At 72.2% G+C, this 8,351-nt stretch carries 9 protein-coding genes; 4 read left to right on the forward strand and 5 right to left on the reverse strand.

The genetic code is table 11. The features are described from left to right. Positions 1–118 precede the first annotated feature (118 nt). The 4 genes from VK611_28670 to VK611_28685 form a co-directional block, all read right to left on the reverse strand. Positions 119–898, reverse strand: coding sequence for an ABC transporter ATP-binding protein (locus tag VK611_28670; protein ID HMG45341.1), 780 nt, complete (start codon positions 896–898; stop codon positions 119–121). Further along, positions 895–1,797 (reverse strand): ABC transporter permease subunit, encoded by a 903-nt coding sequence (locus VK611_28675; protein HMG45342.1) that lies wholly within the window; start codon positions 1,795–1,797, stop codon positions 895–897. Before VK611_28675 ends, VK611_28670 begins: the two co-directional genes overlap by 4 nt. Continuing rightward, positions 1,794–3,038 (reverse strand): CmpA/NrtA family ABC transporter substrate-binding protein, encoded by a 1,245-nt coding sequence (locus VK611_28680; GenBank protein ID HMG45343.1) that lies wholly within the window; start codon positions 3,036–3,038, stop codon positions 1,794–1,796. Before VK611_28680 ends, VK611_28675 begins: the two co-directional genes overlap by 4 nt. Positions 3,039–3,228: 190 nt before the next feature. Beyond that, positions 3,229–4,044, reverse strand: a complete 816-nt coding sequence (locus VK611_28685) for an SDR family oxidoreductase (protein HMG45344.1) — start codon at positions 4,042–4,044, stop codon at positions 3,229–3,231. Between the two features lie 75 nt (positions 4,045–4,119). Here VK611_28685 and VK611_28690 point away from each other — a divergent pair, with 75 nt between their 5' ends. Beyond that, positions 4,120–4,746: a TetR family transcriptional regulator C-terminal domain-containing protein gene (locus VK611_28690; GenBank protein ID HMG45345.1), complete on the forward strand. Its 627-nt coding sequence runs from the start codon at positions 4,120–4,122 to the stop codon at positions 4,744–4,746. 149 nt (positions 4,747–4,895) lie between these two features. On the opposite strand, the gene VK611_28695 is transcribed toward VK611_28690, so the two are convergent. Then, complete coding sequence (locus VK611_28695) at positions 4,896–5,279, reverse strand: nuclear transport factor 2 family protein (GenBank protein ID HMG45346.1); 384 nt, start codon at positions 5,277–5,279, stop codon at positions 4,896–4,898. An 87-nt stretch (positions 5,280–5,366) separates the two neighbouring features. Between VK611_28695 and VK611_28700 the strand changes: the two genes are divergently transcribed. The 3 genes from VK611_28700 to VK611_28710 are packed head-to-tail and all read left to right on the forward strand — an operon-like array spanning position 5,367 to position 8,178. Further along, positions 5,367–6,182: a helix-turn-helix transcriptional regulator gene (locus VK611_28700; protein HMG45347.1), complete on the forward strand. Its 816-nt coding sequence runs from the start codon at positions 5,367–5,369 to the stop codon at positions 6,180–6,182. A gap of 20 nt (positions 6,183–6,202) precedes the next feature. Then, positions 6,203–7,240: a flippase-like domain-containing protein gene (locus VK611_28705; protein ID HMG45348.1), complete on the forward strand. Its 1,038-nt coding sequence runs from the start codon at positions 6,203–6,205 to the stop codon at positions 7,238–7,240. Positions 7,241–7,290: 50 nt separating this feature from the next. Next, positions 7,291–8,178 (forward strand): TIGR03619 family F420-dependent LLM class oxidoreductase, encoded by an 888-nt coding sequence (locus VK611_28710; GenBank protein ID HMG45349.1) that lies wholly within the window; start codon positions 7,291–7,293, stop codon positions 8,176–8,178. The last annotated feature ends 173 nt before the right edge of the window (positions 8,179–8,351 follow it).

Below are 8,351 nucleotides of genomic sequence, written 5' to 3' on the forward strand. Positions count from 1 at the left end.
ACCACCACCGCCCGCCACGGCCCGTCGGGACCGAGCTGGCCCCGCCCGACCATGGCCTCCAGGAAGCGGTGCCCGACCATCCCGTAGCCGGCCAGAACCAGGGTCCTCGCGGCCGCCACTAGGCAGCCTCCTCGAAGGTGAGGAGGTGGAGGAGGCGCTCCTGCACCTCGCGGTAGTGGGGGTCGTCGATCACCGACACCCGGTCCCGGGGGCGGGCCAGCTCGACGGGGATCACCTCCACGATCGACGGCCCGGGCGGGTTGCCCATCACCACGATCCGGTCCGACAGCAGGATCGCCTCGTCGATGCCGTGGGTGACCATCACCACGATCTCCGTGTCGGACTCGCTGGTCCACAGCTCGATGAGCTGCGACTGCAACTTGGCCCGGGTGAGGGCGTCGAGCGCCCCGAACGGCTCGTCGGCCAGCAGCACCCGCGGCTCCACCGCGAACGCCCGGGCCACGGCGGCCCGCTGCTGCATGCCGCCCGACACCTGGTGCGGCTTCTTGTCCTTCGCCTCCCACAGCCCGACGGCGGTGAGGTAGCGCTCGGCCGCGTCGGCGGCGGCCGACCGGGTCTTCTCGGGCCGGGCCGAGCGGACCGCGGCCCGCACGTTGTCCACCAGGCTCAGGCGGGGCAGCAGCGAGTAGTTCTGGAACACCATCGCCCGGTCGGGCCCCGGCCGGGTCACCGGGTTGCCGTCGAGCCGGATCGAGCCCGCGTCGAGCGGCAGCAGCCCACCCAGCGCCCGCACCAGCGTCGACTTCCCGCAGCCCGAGTGGCCGATCAGCGAGACGAACTCACCGGGCTCGACGGTCAGGTCGATCCCCCGGAGCACCGACTGGGCGCTGCCCCCGTGGGCGAACGACTTCCACGCACCTTCCACGACCAGGCTCACGGCTGGGCTCCGTCCTCGATGGCGACGGCCTTGGCCAGCCGCAGCAACAGCAGGTCCAACACGAGCCCGACCACGCCGATGATCACGATGCCGGCGGCGACCTTGTCGAGGTTGAGCGCGTTGTACCAGGTCCAGATCTGGCGGCCGATGCCGGACGTGCCGCCGAGCATCTCGATGGCCACGATCACGATCCAGCCCATCCCCATCGACAGGCGCAGGCCGGTGACCGTGTACGGCAGCACGTGCGGGAACAGCACGTGACGCAGGTAGGCGAGGCGGCCGAAGCGGAACACGCGGGCCACGTCCCGCTGGTCGGTGGGCACGGCGGCGGCGCCGGCCGCGGTGTTGAGCACCGTCGGCCACAGGGCGATCACGAACACCGTCCAGATCGCCGCGATCTCCGACTCGCCCAGCGCGAACGCCAGGATCGGGAACCACGCCAGCGGCGACACCGGCCGCAGCACCTGCACGATCGGGTTGACGGCCTGCCAGGTGCGCCGGCTCGAGCCGATGGCCAGGCCCAGCGGCACGCCGACCAGCGTCGCCAGCGTCCAGCCCTTGAACACCCGCTGCAGCGTCAGCCACACCAGCACGCCGACGCCCTTGTCGTCGGGGCCGTTGTCGTAGAAGGGGTCGGACAGCAGCTCCCGCAGCACGGTGAAGGTGTCGCCGGGTGTCGGGAGCTTGGGGTTGCGGGACGCGCCCAGCGCCCACAGGGCCACGAACACGACCACGCCGACGACCGCCCATCCGAGGGCGGCGCCGGCGCGGCGGGTGCGGGAGCCCGTAGGCAGGACGGGTGGTGTGGGGGCGGGGGCGGGGACGGGGTCGGCCGGGACGACCGCGAGGACCGGTCGCTCCTCCGTCACCTCCACCGGGGCGGGGTTGGTCACGCTCATGGGCGGGCTGCCTCCTCGTCGGGGTTGGCAGGGTCGAAGGTGACGCCGTCGAGCTTCACGTCGAAGGGCGCCATGTCGTCGTCCGGCACGTCGACCCCCTCGGCCGCGGCGACCTCGGCGTACAGGTCGGTGAGGATCAGCTCGTCGACCAGCTCCTGGTAGGGCGGGGCCTCGTCGAGGTAGCCGAAGCGCTGGTACTGGGCCAGGTACCAGAGGCCGTAGGCGCGGCGGGGGAAGTTGGTGAGCCCGTCGCGGAAGAACTGCATCTGGTCGCCCGCGAACGTCCGCTCGCCGAGGTCGGCGCCCAGGTCGTAGGTGCCGGTGAGGCGGCCCCGGATGTCGTCGGGCTGGGCGTTGACGTACTTCTCGACGCCCAGGGTGTCGGCGGCCTCGGAGCGGTTGTCGGGGTCGTCGAGCCACTTGCCGGCCTGGAGGACCGCGCCCATCACGTCCTTCAGGACGTCGGTCTCCTCGGTGAGCCGTGTGCCGACGACCAGGGCCTTCTCGGGGTGGTGTTCCCAGATGTCCTGCGTCGTGAGGTGGGTGAAGCCGATGTCCTGGGCGACGGCGACCGCGTTCCAGGGCTCGCCCACGCAGTAGCCCTTGATGTTGCCGACGGTCATGTTCTGCACCATCTGCGGCGGCGGCACGGGCTGGATGTCGACGGCGGAGAACTTCGTACCGGTGGCCAGCAGCCAGTAGCGCAGCCAGGCGTCGTGGGTGCCGCCGGGGAAGGTCATGGCCAGTTGCGGCGTGCCGGCCGCGGCGAGCGCCTCCTTGGCGGCGTCGAGGTCGCCGTAGCCGGCGTCGGCGAACTCGTTGCCGAGGGTGATGGCCTGGCCGTTGTTGTTGAGGATCATGGCGACCTTCAGGTCGCGCGACGGCTGCTCGGCACCGATGCCGGTGGCGACCGAGAAGGGCATGCCGAGCAGGCAGTGGGCGCCGTCGATCTCGCCCCGCAGCAGGTTGTCGCGGGTGACCGGCCACGACTCCTGCTTGACGACCTCGACGTCGAGGTCGCGCTCGTCGAAGTAGCCGAGCTCCTGGGCCATGACGACGGAGGCGCAGTCGGTGAGGGCGATGAAGCCGAGCTTCACCTTGCGCTTGCCGCCCCCGGAGCCGGAGCCGCCCGACGTCGAATCGGCGTCGGAGCCGCCGCTGCCGCACGCCGCGGCGAGGCCGGGGAGGGCGGCGGCGCCGAGCGTCAGGGCGCCGGCCTGGAGGAAGGATCTTCTGTCCACGCCGGCAACGTACGGAGACCCTGGTTCGGGGTGGTTTCCTCCCGACGAACGCCCGGCGACGGCCAGCGCACGACCCCCGAGGTGCCTTGTGAGAAAGTGAAGGCGCAGCCCTTCGCCGCTTGGGGCGGCGGCGGGGTGGTTGGTACGGGAGGTTCTGTCGGCGCTGGTCAGGCCGTGTGCGCTGTGTGCGCTACAAGGGCAGGGCGTCGTCGCCGAGGAAGCTGGAGAAGTCCGGGCCCCGGCGCAGGCAGTGGCCCCCGTCGACGTTGATCGTCTGCCCGGTGATCCAGCGCGCCTCGTCGCTCAGCAGGAAGCGGACCAGGTGGGCCACGTCCTCCGGCTCGCCGACGCCGGCCATCGGCGTGTTGGCGATGTAGCTCTCGTAGATGGCCGAGTCGCGGGGGATGAACGCCATCAGCTCGGTCGACGTGAAGCCCGGTCGCACGGCGTTGAACCGCACCTTGGCGTGGCCGTACTCGTCGGCTGCGTTGCGGACGATCGCCTCGATGCCGGCCTTCCCCACCGAGTAGGCACCGAAGTAGGGGTGGGTCATGTGCCCGGCGATCGACGACATGCCCACGAACGAGCCGCCGCCCGCCGCCACCAGGTGGGGCACCGCGTGCTTCACCAGCAGCATGGTGCCGACCACGTTGAGGTGCAGGACCCGCACGAACTCCTCCGTCGGCTGGCGCTCGTAGGGCTGCAGGGCCCCGGCGCCCCCGGCGTTGGCGACCACGCCGTGGAGACCGCCGCCGTTGCCCGCCGCCGCCGAGACCAGGCGGGCGACGTCGTCCTCGACGGTCACGTCGGCGACCAGGTGCCCGACGGTCCCGCCCGCGTCGGCCGCCGGCTTGGCCAGTCGCTCGACCACCTCGACCAGCCGGCTCTCGGTCCGGCCGCAGATCGTGACCCGCGCCCCGGCGGCGACCAGCTCGGCGGCGCAGGCGGCCCCGATGCCGCTCCCCCCGCCCGTGACGACGACAGAACGTTCGCTCAGGCTTCCCACGGGCCCGCACGCTACCGCCCGAACAACCCGGCGAACCGGCCGCAAACCGCACCGGGGAGGAGTACTTTCGCTCGCATGGCGTCCGAGGGTTGGAATCGCCAGGACACGCTGCCCGAGCGGGAACTCATCATCGACGCAGCGTTCGAGCTCTTCGCGTCCGACGGGATCCGTCAGACGACGCTGGCGACGGTGGCGGAACGGGCCGAGCTGGGCGAGGACGACGTGCGACAGCACTTCGACGACGTCGACCAGCTGCTGCTGGCCGTGCTCGAACGCATGGACTCGTCGTTCCTCGAGGCCGAGAACTACATGGCGAGCGCACCGTTCAGCGCGCTGGAGACCCTGCGCCGCCTGGCGACGACGGCGAAGGTCCTGGTGGAACGACCGCAGCACGCCCGGATGCGGGTGGTGGTGAGCTTCGAGGCGATCGTGCGGGAGGGCGCGGCCCGCACCTACACGCAGGAGCGCACCGAGAGCCTCCGCTGGTGGTTCTCCGCGGCGCTCAACGAGGGCATCCGCATCGGCGAGCTCAACCCCGACACCGATCCCGACGCCCGCGCCGCCGAGTGGGTCGCCTTCATGGAGGGCATCCAGATCCAGTGGCTGCTGCACCCCGAGCGGATCGACCTGGTGCGGGCCTACGAGTCCTACATCGACGACCTGATCGACCAGATCCAGGCACCGGACGACGAGGACTCGTAGGCCGAGCGACCTGGGCGCACCTGCAGCCCACGAGTCCGGCATTTGGCGGCCGGACACCAGCTCAGCAGCGAGGCCTACCGGCAACGCAGCACCGCAACACGAGACAAGGCGGGCCTATCCGCGCACGCTCGTAGGCCCGCTCCGGTCGTTCACTCGGCGGGGAGGTCGCCGAAGAACCCGGTGATGCTCCGCAGCCGGCCGTCCGGGCCCAGCTGGCCGATGTCGATGCCGGCGACGACCTGCGCACCGTCGGGGGTGGTCATGTCCCAGGCGAAGCGCAGCTGGTCGTGGTGGACGTCGATGCCGCTCACCCGACGGAACCGGGCACCGGGGTAGAGCTGCTGGATGATGGGGTTGATCGTGCGCAGCTCGTCGTGGCCGTTGTACTCCTGCAGCGGGTCGACGAAGCGGCCGTCCGGCGCCCACGCCCGGGCGACGAGGTCGGCCCGGACGGCGTCGTCGGCCTCGTCGAGGCTCGCCAGGTAGGCGTCGACCACAGCGGTGGTGTCGGTGGGGGTGTCGGTGTTGGTCATGACGCCCACTGTGCGACTCGGCGCCGCGCCCGGCGATTACCTGTGAGGTAGGCGCCGCTCTTCCCTCACGCCGGTACGGTCCCGGACATGACGAGCGTCGTGACAGCCGGGTCCCCGAGCTCCTCGGTGGGAGCGCTGCTGCGGGACTGGCGCCAGCGGCGGCGGCTCAGCCAGCTCGACCTGTCGCTCGACGCCGCCGTGTCGGCCCGGCACCTGAGCTTCGTGGAGACCGGCCGGGCCAAGCCGAGCCGCGAGCTGGTGCTGCACCTGGCCGATCACCTCGACGTGCCGCTGCGGGAGCGCAACGGGCTGCTGCTCGCCGCCGGCTACGCCCCGGTGTACGGGCAGCGGCCGCTCGACGACGAAGCCATGGCGCCCGTGCGCGAGGCCCTCGACAAGGTGCTCGCCGGCCACGAGCCGTACCCGGCGGCGGTGGTCGACCGCCACTGGGACCTGGTCGCCGCCAACGCCACGGCCCTCACCCTGCTCGGCAGCCGGCTGGCGCCCCACCTGCTGGAGCCGCCCCTGAACCTGCTGCGGGCCGCCCTGCACCCCGACGGCATGGGGCCGTACATCACCAACCTGGGCGAGTACAGCTCCCACCTGCTCCACCGGCTGCGCCAGCAGGCCGTGCTCGCCCAGGACCCGTACCTGTCGGACCTCTTCGACGAGCTGCGCGCCTACCCGGGCGTGCAGGAGACGTCACCGGCGGTGTTCGACCCGGCGGCGCTGGTGTGCACCACGATGCAGCTGCGGCTCGACGGCCAGGACCTGGCGTTCTTCAGCACCCTGGCCAGCTTCGGCACCGCTCTCGACGTGACTCTCAGCGAGCTGATCATCGAGGCGTTCTTCCCCGCCGACAAGCCCACGGAGGCCGCGCTCCGCGCTATGTCGGGGGTGTGACGCCGCGTATCGTCGCCGGGATGTCCGGGTCCGAACTGTCCGCTGCTGCACCGGTGCCGACGCCGCTCGTCGAACCCCGGCGCCGCTGGCGGCTGGTGGGCCGGGTCTTCCTGGTGGTCCTGGCGGCGGTGTCGCTGCAGGTGCTGGCGCCGACGCTGGCCGTCGTCTACACCTCGCTCGGCGACGTGGTCGACATCAACCCGCTGTGGATGCTGGTGATCACCGCCTCGGAGTGCACGTCGTTCGTGTGCCTCTGGTACCTGATGCGGCTGGTGATGCCCTCGGCGTCGTGGCGGGCGGTCGCCCGGGCGCAGCTGGTGGGCAACGCCGTGAGCCAGGTGGTGCCCGGGGGCGCGGCGACGGGGGCGGCGGTGCAGATGCGGATGCTGACAGCCGGCGGGGTCGACGGGACCACCGCGGTGTCCGGGCCGCCCGTGGTCGGGTTGCTGGCGGCGGCGTCGGTGTTCGTCAGCCCGGTGTTCGCCCTGCCGGCGCTGTTCACGGTGCCCGACGTGCCCCGCCAGCTGCTGGTGGCGGCGCTGCTCGGCATCGCCGGGAGCCTGCTGCTGGGTGGCGTCCTGGCCGTGTTCCTCGCCACCAACCGGCCGCTGTTGGCGGTGTCGTCGTTCGTGCAGTCCTCGTGGAACCGTGTGTTCCGTCGCCATCGGATGGACGACCTGCCCGAGCGGATGATGGTCGAGCGCGACCTCATCCGCGAGCAGTTGGGCGACAACAAGTCGCGGGCGGCGCTGGCCGCGGCGGGCAACGTCGGCTTCGACTACCTGGCGCTGCTGGCCGCGCTGGCCGCCGTCGGCGGTCGCCCGGCGCCGGGGCTGGTGCTGCTGGCGTTCGTGGCCGGCAAGGTGCTGGGCATGATCCCGATCACCCCGGGCGGGCTCGGGTTCGTGGAGGCGGGGCTCACCGGCGCCCTGGTCGCCGCAGGCGTGCCCACCGGTCAGGCCGTCGTCGCCACCGCCGCCTACCGGGTGGTGTCGTACTTCCAGCCGGTCGTGGCCGGCGCCGTCGCCTACGGGTGGCACCGGCTCGACCCGGGTTGATCGGCTCGATCCGGCTTGATCCGGCCTGGCGCTTTGTAGCGTGCCGGACCATGCGGTTCGGACTGTTCGCGATCAACCTCGACGCCCTGGGCGCCGACCCCTCGGCCTCGGTGCGGGTGGCGGTGGCGGCCGAGGCGGCCGGCTGGGAGAGCGTGTGGACGGGCGAGCACTACGTGTTCCCCGACCCCCGGGTGCCGCCGTCGCCGTCGCCGCCGGAGACGCCGCTGCTCGACCCGTTCGTGGCGCTCGCCACCATCGCCGCCCACACGTCGACGCTGCGGCTGGCCACGGGTGTGACCGTGGTGCCGATGCACAACCCGCTGTTGCTGGCCAAGCAGGTGGCGTCGCTCGACCGGGTGTCGGGCGGGCGGGTGCTGTTCGGCGTGGGCGTGGGCTACCTGGAGCCGGAGTTCCGGGCGCTGGGCGTGCCGTTCGACAACCGGGGCGGGCGGCTGGAGGAGGCGCTCGACGCCATGCAGGCGGTGTGGACGCCGGGCCGGGCGTCGTACTCCGGGCGCTTCGTGTCGTTCGACGGGGTGCGGGCGGAGCCGGTGCCGGTCCAGCAGCCGGGGCCGCCGCTGATCTTCGGCGGCCACGTGCCGGCGTCGTTCCGGCGGGCGGTCACCCGGGGCCAGGGCTGGTACGGCTTCTCGCTCACCGTGGACGCCACCGCGGCCGCCGTGGCTGCCCTGCGTGCGGCCCTCGACGAGTACGAGCGGCCGGCGTCGCTCGGCGACCTGGAGATCTCGGTGACGCCCCACCCCCGCGTCCCCCTCGACGCCGCCGCGGTCTCGGCCTTCGCCGACCTCGGTGTCACCCGCCTGGTGGTCCTGCCCCCTCGTGAGGGCCGTGAGGACCCCGCCGCGATCCTCCAGTTCGTCGACGACGTCGGCCGGGGGATCCTTTCTGTCTTCGCTCAGCCGGCTATAGCCGGCTGAGCGAAGACAGAACGACGGGTCAGGCAACAATTGGTCGCGATCACGACATAATGGGGGCATGCCGTTGTCGGTCAGCGAGACCGCCCGTCACCTCGGGGTGAGCCGCCGCCAGGTGCAACGCCTCGCCGCAGCTGGGACGCTCCGGGCCGCCCGAGGGTTCGGTGGAGCCTTGG

It is taken from the genome of Acidimicrobiales bacterium, from assembly GCA_035316325.1.
Lineage (GTDB): Bacteria > Actinomycetota > Acidimicrobiia > Acidimicrobiales > VFJN01 > DASXTK01.